Annotated in this window: 18 protein-coding genes; 12 read left to right on the top strand and 6 right to left on the bottom strand. The window is 41.3% G+C overall.

Annotation, left to right across the window (positions count from 1 at the left end; genetic code table 11):
• The first annotated feature begins 427 nt into the window (after positions 1-427).
• Positions 428-877: a hypothetical protein gene (locus L1028_RS11350; protein ID WP_234533850.1), complete on the top strand. Its 450-nt coding sequence runs from the start codon at positions 428-430 to the stop codon at positions 875-877.
• On the top strand, positions 874-1599 hold the full coding sequence (locus L1028_RS11345; protein ID WP_234533848.1) for a hypothetical protein: 726 nt from the start codon (positions 874-876) through the stop codon (positions 1597-1599). The genes L1028_RS11350 and L1028_RS11345 overlap by 4 nt, the downstream gene beginning before the upstream one ends.
• Here the strand turns inward: L1028_RS11345 and L1028_RS11340 are convergent, their stop codons facing one another.
• The 3 genes from L1028_RS11340 to lacZ all read right to left on the bottom strand — a co-directional run bounded on the left by L1028_RS11340 (position 1600) and on the right by lacZ (position 7830).
• On the bottom strand, positions 1600-3342 hold the full coding sequence (locus L1028_RS11340; protein ID WP_234533846.1) for an AraC family transcriptional regulator: 1743 nt from the start codon (positions 3340-3342) through the stop codon (positions 1600-1602). It abuts the gene before it with no gap.
• A gap of 52 nt (positions 3343-3394) precedes the next feature.
• Positions 3395-4420: an ABC transporter substrate-binding protein gene (locus L1028_RS11335; protein ID WP_234533843.1), complete on the bottom strand. Its 1026-nt coding sequence runs from the start codon at positions 4418-4420 to the stop codon at positions 3395-3397.
• A gap of 296 nt (positions 4421-4716) precedes the next feature.
• Positions 4717-7830, bottom strand: coding sequence for a beta-galactosidase, LacZ type (gene lacZ / locus L1028_RS11330; RefSeq protein ID WP_234533840.1), 3114 nt, complete (start codon positions 7828-7830; stop codon positions 4717-4719).
• Between the two features lie 99 nt (positions 7831-7929).
• On the opposite strand from lacZ, the gene L1028_RS11325 reads away from it, so the two are divergent.
• The 3 genes from L1028_RS11325 (at position 7930) to L1028_RS11315 (ending at position 10717) form a co-directional block, all read left to right on the top strand.
• The gene (locus tag L1028_RS11325; protein ID WP_234533838.1) at positions 7930-8769 is read left to right on the top strand and encodes an AraC family transcriptional regulator; all 840 of its coding nucleotides are present in this window, start codon (positions 7930-7932) and stop codon (positions 8767-8769) included.
• A gap of 208 nt (positions 8770-8977) precedes the next feature.
• A complete protein-coding gene (locus L1028_RS11320) occupies positions 8978-9883 on the top strand; it encodes a hypothetical protein (protein ID WP_042187039.1) in 906 nt (301 codons plus the stop codon).
• A gap of 168 nt (positions 9884-10051) precedes the next feature.
• Positions 10052-10717, top strand: a complete 666-nt coding sequence (locus L1028_RS11315; RefSeq protein WP_279306851.1) for an alpha-L-arabinofuranosidase C-terminal domain-containing protein — start codon at positions 10052-10054, stop codon at positions 10715-10717.
• 50 nt (positions 10718-10767) lie between these two features.
• On the opposite strand, the gene L1028_RS11310 is transcribed toward L1028_RS11315, so the two are convergent.
• A complete protein-coding gene (locus tag L1028_RS11310) occupies positions 10768-10902 on the bottom strand; it encodes an alpha-L-arabinofuranosidase C-terminal domain-containing protein (RefSeq protein WP_234533834.1) in 135 nt (44 codons plus the stop codon).
• A gap of 215 nt (positions 10903-11117) precedes the next feature.
• Between L1028_RS11310 and L1028_RS11305 the strand changes: the two genes are divergently transcribed.
• The 7 genes from L1028_RS11305 (at position 11118) to L1028_RS11275 (ending at position 18266) form a co-directional block, all read left to right on the top strand.
• A complete protein-coding gene (locus L1028_RS11305; RefSeq protein WP_094870170.1) occupies positions 11118-11405 on the top strand; it encodes an ArsR/SmtB family transcription factor in 288 nt (95 codons plus the stop codon).
• 127 nt (positions 11406-11532) lie between these two features.
• Positions 11533-12543, top strand: coding sequence for a LacI family DNA-binding transcriptional regulator (locus L1028_RS11300; protein WP_234533832.1), 1011 nt, complete (start codon positions 11533-11535; stop codon positions 12541-12543).
• A 177-nt stretch (positions 12544-12720) separates the two neighbouring features.
• Entirely contained in the window at positions 12721-13662 is a 942-nt protein-coding gene (locus tag L1028_RS11295; protein ID WP_234533863.1) for an ABC transporter permease, read from the top strand.
• Positions 13663-13676: 14 nt separating this feature from the next.
• The gene (locus L1028_RS11290; protein ID WP_060622426.1) at positions 13677-14564 is read left to right on the top strand and encodes a carbohydrate ABC transporter permease; all 888 of its coding nucleotides are present in this window, start codon (positions 13677-13679) and stop codon (positions 14562-14564) included.
• Positions 14565-14681: 117 nt separating this feature from the next.
• A complete protein-coding gene (locus L1028_RS11285) occupies positions 14682-16319 on the top strand; it encodes a type 2 periplasmic-binding domain-containing protein (protein WP_234533830.1) in 1638 nt (545 codons plus the stop codon).
• Between the two features lie 63 nt (positions 16320-16382).
• Positions 16383-17726, top strand: coding sequence for a glycoside hydrolase family 30 protein (locus tag L1028_RS11280; protein WP_234533828.1), 1344 nt, complete (start codon positions 16383-16385; stop codon positions 17724-17726).
• 114 nt (positions 17727-17840) lie between these two features.
• Positions 17841-18266: a hypothetical protein gene (locus L1028_RS11275; protein WP_234533827.1), complete on the top strand. Its 426-nt coding sequence runs from the start codon at positions 17841-17843 to the stop codon at positions 18264-18266.
• Positions 18267-18485: 219 nt separating this feature from the next.
• Here the strand turns inward: L1028_RS11275 and thiD are convergent, their stop codons facing one another.
• On the bottom strand, positions 18486-19298 hold the full coding sequence (gene thiD / locus L1028_RS11270) for a bifunctional hydroxymethylpyrimidine kinase/phosphomethylpyrimidine kinase (protein ID WP_234533824.1): 813 nt from the start codon (positions 19296-19298) through the stop codon (positions 18486-18488).
• 131 nt (positions 19299-19429) lie between these two features.
• Complete coding sequence (locus L1028_RS11265) at positions 19430-19834, bottom strand: hypothetical protein (RefSeq protein WP_234533822.1); 405 nt, start codon at positions 19832-19834, stop codon at positions 19430-19432.
• Between the last annotated feature and the right edge of the window lie 117 nt (positions 19835-19951).

The following is a 19951-nucleotide window of genomic DNA, read 5'->3' as shown; positions in this document are numbered from 1 at the left end:
TTACACAGCAAGTATTTAAAGTTAGTCAGACGCGGAAAACACCGGAATTTAACCATGGCTGCGGTAGGTCGAGAGTTAGTTGGATTCATCTGGTCGATTGCGGTAGACGCAGAACAAAGAATGGCGTAGGCGAAAGGGAAAAAATTTAAAAAATGTGCCCAAAGATTTTGATTCTTGGGGCATGGAGACAAAGAGAAAGGTTCGAGGAGAATCCGCGAATTCCCTGTGCACAGGATCCCTGATCTGACGTGCGAAATTAGTTTACGGAAGCTCCTTCGACGTAGGCATAATATGTGGTAACCAACCCACGGATAGCAGATTGCCAGCCGACGACTCGCATTTTGTCTCTGTGCCCAAGGGATTGAAAACCCTTTGGTTTAAAGGGGAAAACAGGGGAATTGACTAATTCGTTCATAGCAGGGAATATTTGCTTTCAAAAGCAGGCTCATTATCTGTACTATCCCTGTTAGCCGCTTGGGTTATTCATGTAGTAGCAAGCGGGATTCCGCAATCCCCGTTTGGCTTTTCTACTGGAATCATTCTAACGTCAAGCTTTATGACGCTATTGTCGATTGGAGTTGTGGCCCGTTGCCAGACAATTAATGGTTTCATTCTACTCTCACAAGTATTCGCATTGCCTTTTATACTTCCATTGCTTGGCTATTTTAAGGTATGGAACTCCAAACTTTTTTTATGGCTTCCTACGGAAGGAACACTTCGCTTGTTGAGTTCAGGAACCTCATCTATGTCACTTGGCAATTACATGTATTCCATATCGATATTACTGCTATGGAATGTTGTGATATACGTATGGGCAAAAAGGTCCTTCGAAAATCATGTAATGATGCGCATAGGTAAGGGAGGAGCAAGAAAATGAAGAAGTATCGTATGCTTTTTATAAGCGATATCCGGCATACTGGTTTGGACCCAGTGCTTATGGTCGGCATCTTTGCTCCTTTAGCACTTCTAGTCGTCTCAAGATTTGGATTTCCAATGATAGCCGATTGGCTTACGAACGGCTATGCTTTCGATTTATATAAATATAGTAGCTTTGCTGCGATTTTCTTAGTCATGACCTTTCCCATGCTAACCGGTATGATGACAGGTCTTTTAATGCTTGATGAAAGAGATGAGAATGTCATCTCTTATTACGCGGTTACACCATTAATGCGCAGAGGGTACATGGTGTATCGTCTAGTTCTTCCATCTCTACTCTGTACATTTCTTTCATCGCTATTTTTTATAGTCTCCGGCTTATCTAGCTTCCAACTAGAGCATATATACATCCTTATACTATTAGCATTTGAAGCCCCTTGTTTTGCATTATTCCTAGCTTCTTTCGCTGCAAATAAGGTCGAAGGATTAGCTTTATCAAAGATCGGCGGTCTGTTTATAGCTGGACCAATAATAGCTTATTTTGTTCCATCACCATGGCAATTTATCGGTGCGTGGATTCCTACGTATTGGCCTGCAAAGTTATTTTTTGTTATAGAAGCTTCTAGTGGTTTTATTGTGCTTGCATACTTTATGGTGGGACTTCTATTTCACTTGAGTCTTCTGAGCATCATGATCAGGATTTTTATTAAAAGAGCTGATTGATTAACCTCCTCCAAGCAGCTTAGGCAACAGCGTTAGAAGCTTTTCACGCGTTAACGCATCTCCATAGTTCCATTTGCTTCCGTCGAGCAGATAAGCTTGCCCCTTACGTACTGCAGGTATATTCTTCCATAGTGAGCTGTCTAGTAGTTTCTCCATAGCAACTCGCGAGTCTTGACGTTCCGGAATAAGCATAAAGATATGATCTCCGGCGTAGGAAGGCAGCCTTGCTGGATCGACCTCTGCAAATCCTAACTCTCCTTCGAGAATCGCTTTGATCTCATCTGTGGGCTGTAAACCGTTAGGGGCATAGAGAGCAGTAGACAAACCGGACATTCCCATAGCATATAGATGATTTCCATGGTCATAAATCAATGCAGAAGCTGTTTCTCCAGGACGAAGAGTATTCATATATAGCTGCTGCCACATGGCAGCATTTTTTGCTGCGAATGAATCCAGCCATGCTTCTGCTTCGTGCTGCTTACCCAACCAGCTTCCAAGTGTCCGCATACGGTGTTCAAGTGAAGCAAATGAATCGAAGGTAAGTGTCGGGGCGATGTCGACGACTGCTCGATAGGCCTTATCATCTGAATTAGCTATAATAATTAGGTCAGGATTTAATGAAGCGGTAAGCTTCGGATCCAAAGGAAAGCCAACGTTAGAGAGCTTCTTAAGTCGATGTTTATAGACTCTGTTCCATGCAAAGACTTCATCTCCTCCGATAGGCTTTATACCTAATGCGAGAAGGTCGCCAAGCGTCTCACCATGGTAGACAATGCGCTTTGGACGCTCCGGAATATCCACCTCATGGCCAGTCCAGTCTTTCACAGTAAGCTTCCGACCTTGTTGATGCGCATATTGTCCGGGTGTAATTCCAGTCTTTTGACGAAACCGGCGACTAAAATAATATTCATCGGAGAAGCCAACCAGTCGAGCAATCTCACGTAGCGGTTCAGAGGATTCCAGAAGGAAACGCTTCGAATGGTTAATGCGCAGCTCGGTCAGGTAATCGAGTGGTCTTTTTCCGGTAAGCTTTTGAAAGATCGGAGTATATTGCCACAATGTTACACCTGCGAGCTCAGCCAGTTGCTTCACGGTGATACTCTCCGTGTAGTGATCCTGCATATATTGGATGGTCTTTTCCACGGAATCCGCGGGACTTGGCACCTGCTCGGAAGGATAATTATGCTCAAAGAGTAAGAGCAGCAATTCTTGGAATTTTAATTGCCGCTTAAAAAACTGCACATCATCGGCATTTTTTTTGCTCATAAGCAGCTCTTCCGCATGGCGGATTACCCTAGTGAACGGGTGGACAATTAGCTCCTGCCTGCCCGGAAGGAGTTCCTCTGAATAATATTCGGGAAACTCAGCATTATTAATTGCTGTAAAAGTGATGAGATAATAATAAAGAGTCGTCTCTTGATTGTCCGTGCTATAGGAAGTTCCAGGAGATAGGAGATAACACGTATCTGTACTTAGTGTTATGGTTTGATCCCTAAGGATCAGCTGTCCACTACCGCCAGTGAATATTAGAAGACTATAAAAGCGAGTTGTAAGAGTCTTAGAGCAAGAGCCTGCCGGTTGAATATGTAGTTCCGCATCAGTCAGCTGAAACAGCAACGAGCGGAGCGGTGCAGTGACGGGTAATGTTTGCAGCAAGAGGAAGCCTCCGTTCATTTGGTGAGAATCATTATCAATTAATTCATTGTATATAAAATAAAGAAGCATATCAACAGCTGTTGACATGCTTCTTGCAGTTTTTTATCAGCTAGGTGCCAAACGCTTCAGGAGGTAAAAATTATTTCATATTCAAAAGCTGAGGGAGTTCATCGAGTAGCCATTCTCTTGTTGTTGCATCACTTGAAGTCTTCATAATATCTTGTATATAGACATATCCGTTCTTGACGGCAGGGAGACCTTTCCAGATCGGACTCTTTAATAGAGTAGCTGTGGATTGCTTGGCTTCATCGGCCACAGGAGTTAGAATGAAGATCCGATCTCCGGCATATTCTTTAAGCACTTCCATGGATACTTCCTGGAATCCCATACCTTCATCAAGCACCTTCTGAATCGCTGGGGTTGGCTTGAAGCCATTCTCTCCATAAAGGACTTGCGAAAGTCCGGTTGTCGCCATAACAAATAGTCTGTCACCAGGATAATAAGTAAAGACCGAAGCAGTTTCTCCTTCTTTTATGCCTGCTGCCTTTAATTGTTCCCACATGGCATCTTCACTCGTTTTATACTTAGCGAGCCATGCCTCTGCTTCGGTCGTTTTCCCAAGAATTCCGCCAATATCCAGTATCCGTTCTTTTAGCGGGGCAAAGGTATCAAATATTATCGTGGGTGCGATTTTGGACAGCTGCTCGAAATCAGCTTCATCAGTTCCTGCATAGATAATCAAATCAGGCTGAAGTTCCAGTGTCTTTTCCAGATTAATAGGGAACCCTACATCTTCGACACCTTGTAGCTGATCTTCAAAAACCTGACCCTCACCCATGGAAAGTGGATATCCTACCGCTTGCACACCAAGTGCGAGTAGATCACCATAGGTTTCTCCTGAATAAATCACGCGCTTCGGGTTAACAGGTATTTCTACGGTATGGCCTATGTAATCCGTGTAGGAGCGGGTAGTTGCCGCAGTTTCATTAGTGCCCTTGTCGGATGTTTCTGGAGAAGGTACAGTGGTGGCTGAAGTATTATTTCCGGTTGCATTAGACGCATTGTTCTTGGCTGGTTGTTCTCCTGAGTTTCCGCACGCGAGTAGTAGTGTGGTCATCAGAAAGAGTACACATAATACGGCGAACGGTTGTCTTACCTTATTCATATAATATTGCCTCCCTAAAATATGTAGCAATCACCAATAATGATAATCATTATCGACGAAAACTATCATAATTTAAAGTCTCCTTTTACTCAATGGACAAAACACATTAGGGCTATTTGATTTGTACAAGCCTATTGTTATTGGAGTTGTTTTCTTATTAACCAGAAAAAAGATTGATAAGGCTAAGAAGTTATTGAGGAGCACGCAAAACTCTGTCGGTGAGATTGAAATAAATAGAACAAGGCCGTCTTGATTGGTAGAAACCAACCAGAGACGGCCTTTATTAATAGATGAAATTAGAGAAGAGAAATGGTAAAACGGAATGCATATGGGCGATTAGCCGGTAGAGTGAACTCTTCATGCGTCCGTGCGCCCCAACTGTCGTCACCGCCAACACCCATTTGCTTGTAGTTGACTCTCAGCACGCTTTTGTTCGAGACTGGCAATTTATACACATGATCACTTGCTTCCAGCTCGTCAGGCTTCCAAGGCAGGGCATTAATTTCCATAGGAATTGCACTATCAAAATAAAGTCCTGATCCATCGTTACCATCTGTAATCGAAGCAAATCTGACATCCGTCTTATTGCCGCACTCCTGCGGTCTGAGATAAGGGGTGAACTGGTCACTGACTTTGCCAGTATATCGACCAAGTGGTGCTCCAGTCTGTCTATCCCAATAATTCTCATGGGGTCCGCGGCCGTACCATGAAAGGGTATCGAGTCTTTCATCAAGCACGAACATCATTCCGAACTCAGGAATTTCTGGCAGATCACTACTACCCGGATTCAGCTCTTGCAGGATCTCTAAAGATCCGTCAGGGCGAATCTCATACTGAATTAGGAGGGTGGAGTACGGATTCGTTGGCAGAAGGTAAGTGGTGGAAACGAAACAGAGATTTCCTTCGGTTCTATATACCATGCTCAACAGATTCCACTCATTTGAAGCCTGATTCCACACTGCACAGCGCTTTGGCAATCCATTGCCAAGATCATTATCCGTGACCGCTCTCCAGAAGTTAGGTCTTACGGGCTCAAGCAGATGTTCTTTACCGGCAGCATAGTATGAGTTTAGCTCACCAGTTGTTGTATTAAAGTTTAGAGTGAAATTCCCACCCTGTACGGTCAATGCACCTTCATGTTCCTGCACATGTAACGTTCCAGCCGTTGTCTTTGGAACCTTTGTCACGATACGTGGGGACAGAATGAACTGTTCCCAAGTGATTACGTGGTCAGCTTCAGCCCAAGAAGTTTCTGAACGCTGAATAAAGGAGAGATTCAGAATAGCTTCGTGATCGCCTCTATGTGAAATCAGTTCATAAGGGATAGTGCATTCAACAATTTCTCCTGGTGCAGCAGAGATTTGCAGCAAACCGTTTTGCGCAGTTACTCCATCTAAAGTAATTTCCCATTTAAGTTCGTACTGTTCAATGTCGGTAAATAAAAAGTTATTACGAATCTGAAAGAGGCCTTCACGGATATTTAAAGCCGTTACTTTAATATTTTGATAGCATTTTTTGACCTCAAATAGCTTTGGAGTAACCGAACGATCGGCAAAAAGTAATCCGTTTCCGCTAAAGTTTCCATCATGTGGCGACTCACCAAAGTCACCGCCATATGCTAAATATGGGGTACCTTCGGATGTTTTGGTTCGGATGGCCTGATCCACCCAATCCCAAATAAAAGCACCTTGAAATACATCGTACTTGTCAAACATATCGGTGTATAGGTGTAGTCCACCGCAAGAATTCCCCATAGCATGGCTGTATTCGCAGATGATATAAGGCTTTTGAGGATGACCTAGCGCATATTTTTCAACCTCGTGCGGTTTAGCATACATAGTCGACTCTATATCACTAGCTGCTTCCGACTCTCTGCAATGGAAGATCCCTTCATAATGAACAGGTCGTGTTGGGTCGGCTTCTCTGAGATAGTCATGCATTGCGATAAAATTATCACCACCGTGGGACTCATTCCCCAATGACCAGATGATAACCGAAGGATGGTTCTTGTCTCTTTGCATCATGGAGTTGCAACGGTCAATTACATTGGCCCGCCATTCCGGTTTGCTTGCAGGTACATTTCCCTCATGTATTCCTTGTTGCCCATACTGCCAAGTGCCGTGCGTTTCCAGATTGGTTTCATCGATTACGTAAAGTCCGTATTCATCACAAAGCTCATACCAAACAGACTGATTCGGGTAGTGAGAGGTCCGAACCGCATTAATATTATGTGTTTTCATCAGTTTGATATCTCGGATCATGTCGTCTTTGGATAGCGCACGTCCTGTGTCACAAGAGAACTCGTGCCGGTTAACGCCTTTAAGTACAATTCTTTTGCCGTTGATCTTCATAAGTCCGTCTTTGATCGCAAAGGAACGGAATCCGACCTTACAGCTAACCGTTTCAGAAGTCTTTCCTTTATCGTCAATAATGGAGAGAACCAATGTATACAGATACGGTGTCTCAGCACTCCACTTATAAGGATCTTCTACATGCTCAGAAAGCTTGAAATGATGAACGCCCTTTTGATCAATGGAAACAACTGTAGATACTGATGACTCCCATACAGGTTGATCTTCTTTATTATATAGCTGCATCTGGAGTGTATAAGGGTTTAGCTTTTGATTAAAGTAATTCTCCATTTTGATGTCTACGTTTAAATTCGCATGTACGAAATCTTCATCTAGCGCGGTTTTAACGAAAAAATCAGAAACATGAACAGAAGGGGCCGTGTATAGATAGACCTCCCGGAAAATACCGCTAAGCCGCCAAAAATCCTGATTCTCCAGCCAACTGGCATCACACCAACGATAGACCTCGACAGCTAGTTTATTATCACCAGCAATTAAATAAGGGGTAATATCGAACTCGGAAGGTGTAAAAGTGTCTTCACAGTAACCGACTCGTTCTCCGTTTACCCATACATAGAAAGCGGATTCAACCCCTTGAAAGCTAAGGTGTACAGGCTGACCATTCCAAGATTCTGGTACAGTAAAGTTTCGAATGTACGAGCCTACGGGATTATATTTTGTCGGAGCAAAAGGTGGCTTGAGATCAGGTTCGGATTCCGCCCAAGGATAGCGCACATTCGTATATTGCGGGTAATCATAGCCATGGAATTGCCAGTGAGAAGGTACAGGAATCGTAGCCCAAGTGCTGCAATCGAAATCAGCTTTATAGAAATCCACGACCCGTAGATCCGGAGTTTCGGAAAAGGAGAACTTCCAAATACCATTAAGCGTTTTGTAGTATGGCGAGGCTTCTTTATTTCCCACCAGGGCTTGCGTTAGATTGCTATAAGGGATCATGGAAGCATGTGCATCCAAGCGATTTAGTTCGAAGATTTCCGGATTATTATTCCATTCTGGATAACCGTTTGCAGGAGGCTGGTAAACAAATTTTGCTCGCATGAGTAAATCTCCTTTATAATAGTGATGTTATTATATTCATATTATAAAATGGAGTAATGGTAAGAGATATAAAAGATTTTTCATCCAATATAACAAAATATGAAACGAGTGAATCAGATGGAGAGCAAAATAATCTTTTGCCAAACGGAAGATACGAATATGCTGCCGCTGTATGCTACAACCATTGGATTTTGGGAGCATCAGGCAGAAACTTTACGTCCTACCGGATTTCCGGATTATCAAATACATCAGATTCACGAAGGCAAAGGCGAACTTGTCATTCAGGAGAAACGATATATTGTGGGTTCAGGGGATGTATTCTGTTTGTTCCCGAATATTACGCATTCGTATGCGCCAATCAGCAGTAAGTGGAAGCTGTCATGGATTTCATTCAACGGTAGAGAGGCTGGTCAAATGCTGCTGTACGCAGGAATCCGTGAATCAGGCCCTGCAAAATTGAAGGAGGATAATTGGTTAAATCCTTTAAAGGAAATGCTCAGCTTGTCAGAGAGCAATGAACTGGAAACGAATCTGGAACGATCCAAACAACTTTATGCGCTGCTGTTAGATTTAAAAAGCAACCTCGTCTCTCCTCTAAATGAGGCTCTTGAACTGGAGCGAATTAAACCAGTGTTACATCATATTGAAAGCAATTTGCATAGGGCGCTCCCATTAAAGGAGCTTGCGGAGGTGATCGCAGTATCGCCACAGTATTTATGCAGGCTTTTTCAAAAAACAATTCATGATCGACCTGTAACCTATATCAACAAGCAACGTATAAACTTGAGTAAACAGCTAATGTTCAATGAACGAGATAAAAAAATGTATGAAATTGCTCAGTTAGTGGGCTTCGAAAATGCCAGCTACTTTTGTCTAGTGTTTAAGCGGTTGACTGGGATGAGTCCAGAGCAATTTAAACAGCTGCATGGTTTGGATTAAGGGCAACAGAGAATGCCTCTAAGCCCTATGATAAACGCTTACTTGTTAGCGTCTAGCACTCCATGATATAGTTTAATTGAGTTCATATATTGTATTTTTCACGAATTCGCTCATTTTTTTGCAATATGTGTATGTCCAATCTAATTCAATACATAGAACCAAATTTACGATCAGATATTTAGCTAAGCATCAGGAAGGAGTCATCAATTTGAATGAGAAGTTAAAAGAGGCATACGAACGTTTGGACTTGCCTGTAGACATTACCCGGGAGGAACTGAATAAAAAGTTTGATTTGCACTTGAAACGCCGTAAATCAAATTCCTCAGAAACTGAGGCTGCAGCCTATGAAGAAGAATTTCTGGCTTACAAAACGATCTTAGACGGCTTAGATCAGCAGGAAATTCAGGAGGCAGAGGACAAGCGGCTAGAGAAATGGGGAGCATTTTCCGGCATAGCGCGTAAATCGGAGAATTTTTTTAGGCTATACAAAGTCCATACATTTGTATCTATCGTTGTGCTGTTAGTGCTAATCTTTGGAGGTAACGCTCTTTATAATCAATATCAAGCCAAAAAATATGAAGCTTCACTCCCGCCAGTGGATGTAACTATCATGTTCCTAGGAAACTATGAATCTCAAGATCCATCAGGTAAGGATGAAGAGCTTAAACAAGAGATCGTCAATCGTTATCCAGCTTGGAAGCGGGTAAAGACGGAAGTCGTATACCTTCCCTCAACAGGTGGAGAAGGTGGAGGCGCGTTAGACATGACTTATATCCAGCGCGCGATGGCGATGCTGGCGGCGGATCGTCCGAATATTCTTATTTTGGATGATGCTACTTTTGATTGGATCGGACAACAGCAGGGACTTAAGAATCTAGAGCCGTTTGTTAAATCAGCGGGACTTCCTTTAGATGATATTCGTTTGAAACGTATAAAAAATACGGAGAACGGTGAAGAATGGATCACAGGCGTAGATATCACAGATACGAAATTTGCTACAGACCTTCCAATTCATTCACGGAAGATGATCATTGGGGTGTTTGGAGAAGATGAAGATAAGAACAAATCAACTGATTTTGTTGAGTTCTTAGTAGGGCAAATGACTGCCAAATAAATGAGTAGGTATAAATGGACCTGTGTTATAAAGGCCGATGTTGTATGGATTCTCATACGATATCGGCTTTTTTGTTGTGCATTCAAAGCATCTGAATTGACGAATGTGAACTGAACTCACTATAATGATTGATATGGATATGAACTAAGTAATATAAATATAAACTAAATTAACTGGAAGCCGGATCTAATCTGGTTTAATAATCATGAAGTGTACGGGACTGCGAACTACAATGTTCAAAAGCTATTCATGAACCATCAGGGAGATCAGCTACTGGAGATAAAAGCGAACGGCTTCACAGTACCTGAGGAGCGCAAAATTGAAGCGATCACAGGAGCGATTAGCTTGGGCGTGGATGCATCCGCTGCTCGATATTCAGAAATCACACTGGTCAACAATGTTACGGGAGAAGTGAAGACGTCCTCTGAGTTGTCAGAAGAAGTATCAAACCTGCCAGATCCTGCTCAGAACGGAACGGCCAAACGAACACTAGAGCTTGGAGAAACGGAGTGGGAGAGCTATACCTTGAATTTTAAGGCTACTAGAACCGCAGGGAATAAAGGGTTTGTGTTCTATTTTGGTAAAGCAGATGGTCAGAATCATTTGTATTGGGAACTAGGTGGCTGGCAGAATCAGGATTCCATTGTGGCCTCTATTATTAACGGGAGAAACTCTGTGCTGACACATTCTATGTTTACTGTTGAAACAGACGTAGAATACGATCTGAAGCTAGAAGTATCAGGCAGACATATTCGTACTTATATTAACGGAGAGCTGATCATTTTACGACGATGGGCAGCAGTTTTTCTTATGAGTTCCCTAAGCAATCCGTAACGATTTTTAGAATAAAATAAAAGCTAAAAGCGTCCCTTTGTATCATAGAATTACAGAGATTCAAGGGGGCGTTTATGGCGGTCGTCTACACTAATGATAGGTGCATTATTATTAATAAGCTGGGGAATGCAAACCATCTTTACACGGTCCGCATGTTTTAGTAATGTAGTGAGACAGCAGCCCAAGACCTGCGTATCTTCTAATCGTCTAGCGAAAGATTAATTTTCTACTTGCTCTTTTTTTTAGCTTGAATATAATCACAGGTAACAGCTATAATGCATCAATACATATCTCACTTGTTAAATTAATAATTAATATTATTGTTAACTAAGAAATAGTTTTGAGATTACATAGTTAGAATTCTTTAAAATACTAATTCAAAGGCATAGGAGACAATAAAATGCACTTAAATACTGATACAGAATCGCTTCGTGTCTACGAAGCATTAGCAAGTGAAGTCAGGCTAAGGATTATCGAACTACTGGACCGAAAAGAGATGCATATTAAAGAACTGGCTGCCGAGCTCTATCTAAGTAGTGCTATGGTTAGCACACATGTTGCCAAGCTGCAAAAGGCAGGTCTGATTAGCTCTAAAATGAGACGTGTGGATGGAGGGACTTATAAGTACTGCTCTCTGTCTACGAACTGCCTGCAGATTAAATTATCAGGATCTCGGGGAATCTGCTAATCGGATATTATGAATGATGCGAAATAGAGAATTAATAAAAATAAAAAAACATATTGTAATGAAAACGGTTTTATGTTAATTTAAATCTATAAAAACGTTTTTATTCGTAAAGGAAGATTGAATTATTATGGAAAAGGTAACTATTAAAGACGTTGCCAGAGAGGCAGGAGTCTCCATTTCTACGGTTTCCAATGCATTAAATGACGTAGATGTATTAAACCCGGAGACGAAATCACATGTTCTTAAGGTCGCGAAGCAATTAAATTATGTTCCGAACCTAAATGGCAAGCTCCTAAGGAACGGAAAAACTAAAATGCTTGGTTTTTTTACAACGAGTGTATCGGGTCCATACTTCTATAAGCTGGTGGAGTCCATGTCTCGTGAATGTGATCGGTTAGGTTATGGGCTAAATGTATTTGTTACAAAGGATAAACAAGTAATTATGAGCAATATTCTAGGCCGACGTGTGGATGGTGTCATTATCTACGAAGAGCTGAGAATAGATGAAGAAGAAATTGCCGCAATGGTGAAAGACAAGATCAAAGCAGTGTTTCTGGATCGACCACTTAAGAATGAAACGATGGGAAGCGTGATCTTTAATTCGTTTGAATCTGGTTACGAAGCAACGAAATATTTAATCAGTCTGGGGCACAAGAAAATTGCTTACATATCTGGTGTAGATGAGATGTATGACAGTGTTCAGCGGAAAGAAGGATACTTGGCCGCCTTGCGTCAATATCAGCTTCCGACGAACGAAGAGTATATTATACAAGGATATTTTGAGGAAGAGAGCACCTATAACGCTATAAAGTCCCTAGTTCACTTAAGTCCTGAAAAGATGCCTGATGCTTTTTTAGCAGGGAATGATTTGAGTGCCATTGGATGTATTCAAGCTTTGAAATCGCATGGATATGAAGTCCCGTTGGATATAAGCGTTATGGGGTTTGACGATATTGATATCGCGCAGTATTTCTCACCACCATTAACGACGGTAAGAAATCAAATTGCCAGACAAGGTATTCTATCCATAAATCGCCTGGTTCGCATGATTCAGAAGAAGGAACAGGGCGAAATGATGAAATTGCCAGGCGAACTAATTGTACGTGGTTCTACTCAAGTGAAGATTGATCGGTACTAACGCTTTTAAGAAGGGCAACAAGATAGTATCCGATCATTTTTTTATAATTATATTGCTTTTAGGAGGTTTTTTTTAAAAAGAAATAAAAACGTTTTTATTGTTTTGGGGAACATGATTTGGAGGGAGAAGAAAAACGTGGATAAATTAGCCGTAGTGCCAGTGAACGGGAAGAATCCAATGAACAGTAAGAAACCTATGGGACAGAGGGTCAAAGAATTTGTGATTGATTATAAGAGACAATGGGAGATCCAGTCCATGATCATCCCAGGAATCATTTTTATGATTATCTTTTGTTTCATTCCTATTTACGGATTAACGATTGCTTTTAAGAGTTACACCGTAATTGACACGCTCGATTCAGCACCATGGGTGGGGCTTGATAATTTCAGAATTATTTTATCAGACAAATATTTTTGGGATGCTGTAGTCAATACCTTGGGGATCAGCTTTCTGAAATTAGCTATAGGTTTTGTTATTCCAATTATTCTATCCGTGATGATTTATGAATTAAGCGGTGGACGCTTTAAGAAAATAGTACAGACAATCTCTTATTTACCACACTTTTTGTCCTGGATCGTGCTAGGTGGGATGTTGATTGCTTGGTTTTCTTCCTCCGGTATGTTTAATGAAATCCTGCTCAATTTGGGGATCATTTCGAAACCGGTAAATATCTTGCTTGATGCGAACAAGTATTGGTGGATTGCAACGTTATCTGATATTTGGAAAGAGGCAGGTTGGGGAACGATTTTATACTTAGCCATCATGTCCAAAATTGATCCTACTTATTATGAAGCTGCCAAAATAGATGGGGCAAGTCGTATGAGACAAATTTGGAATATTACTCTACCTAACATGAAGCCTATTATCAGCTTGAATTTGATTCTGACTGTAAGCGGTTTATTAGGATCGAATCTGGATCAAACCTTGGTCTTGATGAATTCTCAGAACCGTGTCAAAGCAGAAGTAATTAATTCTTATGTGTATCGTATGGGTATGACGCAAGGTGACTTCTCTTATGCTACTGCTGTTGGTTTAGGTGTCTCCATTGTTTCTGTGATCCTATTGATTAGTGCCAACAAAGTATCCAGCAAATTAAATGATAATCAATCAGTTCTGTAGAAGGAGGCATTTTTGTGAATCGTACGGTAGCTAAAGAAGATCTCGACAGTCGAATCTTTAACACTATAAATATTATTTTACTCTGTATCTGTACTGTAATTATCGTTGTTCCTTTATGGAATGTGGTCATATCCTCCTTAAGCTCAGGGAAGGCGCTCGCGGAAGGCGGATTTATATTCTGGTCTACTGATTTCTCCTTGGAGAATTATCGCGCAGTATTTAATGACGAGACGATTGGATTAGCCTTTCTGGTCTCCATTGCCAAAACGTTCATCGGTGTTATTACCCACGTATTCTTTTGCGCGATGATCGGTTATGGCTTGAGTAAAAAATACATACGTGGCCGCAAGCTATACGTTGCCATGGGTGTAATCACCATGTTCTTCTCAGGTGGTATGATTCCAACGTATTTATTGATTAAATCACTCGGTCTATTGAATAGCTTTTGGGTCTATATTATCCCAGCCCTGTTCAGTTATTATGACGTAGTTATTCTAATGAACTTCTTCAGAAACGTGCCGGATTCACTTGAAGAGTCAGCCAAAATCGATGGTGCGGGTGACTGGCGTATATTCCTGAAGATTTTTATCCCTCTTTCCATGCCGGCTATGGCTACGATCGCGTTGTTTAACGGGGTTGGGCAATGGAATGACTTTATGACCACTAAATTATACATTACCGATCAAGCACTCTATCCGCTGCAGATGAAGCTCTATGAAATTATCGTTCAGTCGCAAACGCAAGCCATGCAAAATGTCGGTGGATCTGCCATTATCGAAACTACAACTAAAGGGGTTCAACTAGCAACAATTGTCATTACAACTCTGCCGATTGTTGTGATGTATCCAATATTACAGAGGTACTTTATTTCAGGAATGATGATGGGGGCGGTTAAAGAATAGGAATATAGGTGGTTTCTTATAGAAAACGCTTGTATACGTAACAGTTATTCGGAAGTGTAGCTACCCAATCAGATCTACACTTCCAGTACTTACAAAACTTTTTAGGGGGAATAAAAGATGAATAAAGCATTTGGAAAAAAAGGACTCAAACTTTGTACTGCACTTATGGCTGTTGTATTAGTATTTACAGGTTGTGGATCAAAAGGTGGTTCTGATAGCTCCAGTAAAGAATTAAGCTCCATTGAAGGCCGTTATACGATAGATCCGGAAACACCGGCATGGAAGCTGGATAAAAAAGAGGAAACTACGGATCTCACTTGGTACGTCAATGCAGACTGGTGGAATACTGATTTTGGTAAAGACCTCGTTACTAAAAAAATTAAAGAGGATTTAAATATCAACATTAAATTCATTAAAGGCGATGACACTAAGCTGAATACGATTTTTGCCGGTGGTGAAATGCCGGACTTGTTGACAGTACTTGATTCTAACTCTCCTGTGGTACAAAAAGCCTCTACATGGGCGCTGCCTTTGAATGATCTAGCTGATAAATATGACCCTTATTTCAATAAAGTGGCTGCAAAAGATACGATGAACTGGTTCCAATTAGCAGACGGTAAGACTTATGGCTATCCTAACTATTCAAATACTCAAAACGATTATGATAGCGGTAACATTCCTGCTAAAACGGCATTTGTCATCCGTAAGGATGTTTACGAAGCGATTGGAAAACCAACCATTGGTACTCCGGAAGAATTCAAGAGCGCTATGCAACAAATCAAAAAGCAGTTCCCAGAAATGATTCCTTTTGGTTTTAACTCCATTGGTAAAGGTACTGGTTCTTTGGGAGATGTACTACAGGACTTCATCGGCGTACCGATGGAAACTGAAAATGGTGAGTTCTACAACCGTAATCTGGATGAGGACTATTTGACTTGGTTGAAAACATTAAATGAAGTCTACAGAAATGGTGATATCAGTGATGACAGTTTTGCTGATGATGGTACTGCCTTTGAAGAAAAAGTGAAATCAGGTAAATATGCAACAATGCTGCTCGACGGAACGCCTCAACAAAGTGGTAACCTGCAAATCTTCATGACTGCAAATCCAGGTAAGGAATATATCGCTATTGATGGACCGCAAAGCACAGTTGGTCATGAGCCAACGTTGAATCAATCAGGTATTACAGGCTGGATGATCAGTTTTATTACTAAAAAGGCTAAAGACCCTGCTAAAGCTATTCAAGTCTACACGTATTTGCTTAGTGAAGAAGGACAGAAGCTTATGAACTATGGTGTTGAAGGAGAAACCTATAAAGTGAATGAAGCCGGTAAAATTGAATTTTTGCCTGAAATCAAAGATCTTCAATTAAATAATGCTGATAAATTTAAAAAAGAATACCGGATGGGCGAATTTATGTTCTTCGGACATGACCGTGATAAAGCATTGAGTAATGATGCATTCGCAGAGTCGATTAAACAAATGCAAGAATGGGGCAAAGGAAAGATGAAACCGCACTTCATTCTAGAAAATATCAACCCTGCTCAAGGAACGCCTGAAGCGCGTAGTCTAACTGCAATTGATGCTACTTGGAATACTACGCTTGTGAGTATGATTCGTGCCAAGGATGAGGCAACATTTGATAGCAGCTTAGCTGCTTACAAAGCATTCTTGAAGGATAACAACTGGGATAAGATTGTAGAAGTTCGTTCTGAAAAAATGAAAAATAACAAAGAAAAACTAGGACTTAAATAAGTTGGATAATTGAATGCGGCCCCTTAACTGGGGCCTCTTCATAGGAAGATGGAGGGAAACAACATGCCAGAGCTTAAAATTTATCAATCCACAGGGGAGAATTCATTATTTGTAGAGCAAAGTCTACAACAATTAACTCCAATTGCTAACGCTGAGGCGACCACTACTGTAACTATTGATGAGAATCACACCTTTCAGGAAATGGATGGCTTTGGAGCATCCTTTACGGATTCATCCGCCTACTTGATTAACCAAGTACTGGACAATGAACAGAAAAAAGAAGTCATGAGCAAACTTTTTGATTCCCAAGATGGAATTGGCTTGTCTGTATTAAGAAATCCAATGGGAGCATCGGATTATGCTAGAGATATTTATAGCTATAACGATATGCCTGCACAGGTAACCGATACGAAATTAACTCATTTCTCCATCGCACATGATGAAGCAGATATTATTCCTTTGTTACAACAAGCGCTGGAAATTAATCCTCAGATCAAGCTGATGGCTTCACCATGGAGTGCACCAGGTTGGATGAAGACTAGCGGATCGATGATCGCCGGTGAACTTAAACAAGAATATTACCAGGCTTATGCCGATTATTTTGTACGATATATTCAAGCATTTGAAAAACACGGATTGCCAACTTATGCGGTAACACCGCAGAACGAGCCTCTTTTTGAACCAAAGCACTATCCTAGTATGTTAATGCTACCTGAGGCGCAAAGAGATTTTATTAAAAACTATCTCAAGCCTAGCTTCGTGAAACACAACATTCATACAAAAATTCTCTGCTATGACCACAACTGGGATCGTCCGGATTATCCACTAACGGTGCTGGATTATGCGAAAGATGAAGTAGATGGTGTAGCTTGGCACTGGTATGGCGGGAATGCTTCAGCACAATCAGAGGTTCTAAAAGCTTTCGCGGATAAAGAAGTGCATTTCACAGAAGGTTCTGGTGGCGAATGGATTCCTCCGTTCGAACAAGCCTTCTCGAATGTCATGAGAACAGGGATTGATATTCTCAGAAATCATAGTAAATCTTTTGTCTTGTGGAATATGGCCTTAGATGAGAAGAATGGTCCAACTGTACCGGGCTTTGGTAAAAGTACTTGTCGCGGTATTGTGACGGTTAACCAAGAAACTAAGGAACTTACGTATACACTGGACTACTATGCACTGGCACACTTCAGCAAATTCATTCGTCCTAAGGCTGTACGTATTGACGCTTCCACTAATCAAGAAGTGATTCGATCCGTAGCTTTTAAGAATACAGATCACTCTATTGCGGTTGTTCTGTTCAACGATAGTGAAAAGGCTGAGAATGTAGCTGTGAAATTGCAGGGTAAGGATGATTTATCGTTCCGTTTAGCCTCAAAAAGCGCCTTATCTATTTTGATTAAATAATATGTGTATGAAGTGCTCGAATTTAGATTCGAGTACTTTTTTTTGCCAAAAAACGCATAAAAAATCAGTGTTCGTGAATCTTAAACGCATACCTATAGCGAGGAGATATGAGCATTGAATAGAAGGTTTGTGCTGACGCTGCTTATTCTATGTTTGATGATTACTGGTGGCTCTAGTATTTATGCGGTTAGAAGTGTGCTACCTGTAAAGGAAATAACCAAATGGGCGGTGGAGCTTCATAAAAGTAAACTGCCTTCGCCACAACCGGAAAAATATAAGAGCTACGAGCTATTAGTCACTAACCTAAGTGAAGAATCATTAGATGTAACTTTTGAGTTGTACCGACCGGTGCAAGACTCTAAACAGGAACAAATCATCTTAACTGATCCATTTAGCTATGATATGAGACCGAATGAGACGGTTAGCTTTAGTCAATTATTTATAAAGAGTGGGGCAAAAGAACTGGAGGTCGTTCTCTCATGGAATGATCAGAATAGACGTAAGCATAAGCAAAGCATTAGATTTACTGATTTTGAATAATGGATCATAGAAACGCTAAATATTAAGGGGATAATCCAATGGAATATGCTCTTGTTGGTTTGCTCCATCCCTTTATTATGTACTTGCTTTCGTTATGGCAGGATCGGGAAAAGTAGCGGGTTCAAAAATGCACGTGGATACTTTAAAAAATGGCAGTTCAGTGCTGAATTTCAGCATCTGGACTGCCATTTTTGTTATTGGCTTTTTAGCTTAGGGGTTCTAACGTTCTAAACGGTAGCCACCATGAAATACAGGACCCACATATTCATTGAACGCAAAGCCATTGCGAATGGCTGCGGAGACAAAATCTTTAGCTTTTGCTACAGCTTCATGAACGGATAGACCGTTAGCTAAACCGCCTGTAATGGCAGCGGCAAAGGTACATCCAGCTCCATGATTGTGAGCAGGCTCGATTTTGGCTGTTTGAAATACTGTGTACTCAGAACCGTCGAAGAAGACATCAATCGCTTGATCGCCCCCAAGTGCTTTGCCGCCTTTAACCACGACATTACGTGCACCGAGCTTATGAATCAGACGAGCAGCTTCTTTCATATCGTCTAGGGTGGTAAGTTTGCCAAGACCTGAAAGAACGCCAGCTTCAAACAGATTTGGTGTAACCACAGTGGCTAGTGGCAGCAGTAAATCGCGAATAGCCTCCGCGCTGTCTGGATTCAAGACTTCATCTTCACCCTTGCAGACCATGACCGGATCAATCACTACATTGGTCTGTAGATTTTCTTTGATCGCTTGCTCAGCAACACGCACGATTTCAACACTTCCCAGCATACCCGTCTTCATGGCATTCACTGGACCACCTGCGAAAATAGTTTTTAGCTGCTCAGCAACAATGGAGGCATCAATTGGATACACATTATGGTGCCATCCATTGTCAGGGTCCATGGTAACAATAGTGGTTAAGGCACTGAAGCCGTAGGTTCCATACTCTTCAAATGTTTTTAGATCCGCTTGGATGCCTGCGCCACCACTGGAGTCGCTGCCTGCAATAGTTAGAGTTTTAATAATTTGAGTCATGGTAACGTCCCCTTTATATTGTCTGAATTCATAAACAACGCATTGCATTGATTATAACAAAAAATAGCACCTGCGTCTTTCTAAATGCAGAAGCAAACTTTGAAAATACATTCATCAAGAAATTCCCATGATTAGTCCGACTTTTCTCCGTTTGGGTCAGCGATGAAGAGTGGTCCATGATGATCTGTAAAAAACTTCATCAGGGTCTCTACTACTTCTTGCTGTGGGGCTGTTTGAGATTGATGTATTTCAATATTGCGGAATAAATAACCCCATTCGCCTTTATCATAATAGGCGGCACCCTCGGCTTGATAGCCGTTTGTGTCTGCTGGAAGTGTATGCAGTGGAATGAGGACCGGTCCATTATCGGGATCGCTGCTAGGGAATTCGAGCATTTCTTGTGTGAGGGTGGGCTCGTTATCTGCTTTATTATTAGTGAAGGCCTTATATTCAATCAACAGCACAAGTGCCATTACGACGCACAATATTGAAGTTAAGATCCAGCCGTTTCTAACGCCTCTTCGTTTTGATTTCATATATCGGTACCTCCTTTGATCTTATCTATATAGACCTAGGAATGAAGTGGAAAGTTTCTTATGAAAATAAGAAATTATAAGATTTACACTATACATAGCCCTTATTTTCTGAAGTTC

Origin of the sequence: Paenibacillus pseudetheri (assembly GCF_924513355.1) — a bacterium.
GTDB lineage: Bacteria > Bacillota > Bacilli > Paenibacillales > Paenibacillaceae > Paenibacillus_AQ > Paenibacillus_AQ pseudetheri.
Note: the sequence above shows the minus strand (reverse complement) of the source record. Positions and strands in the feature narration are given on the sequence as shown.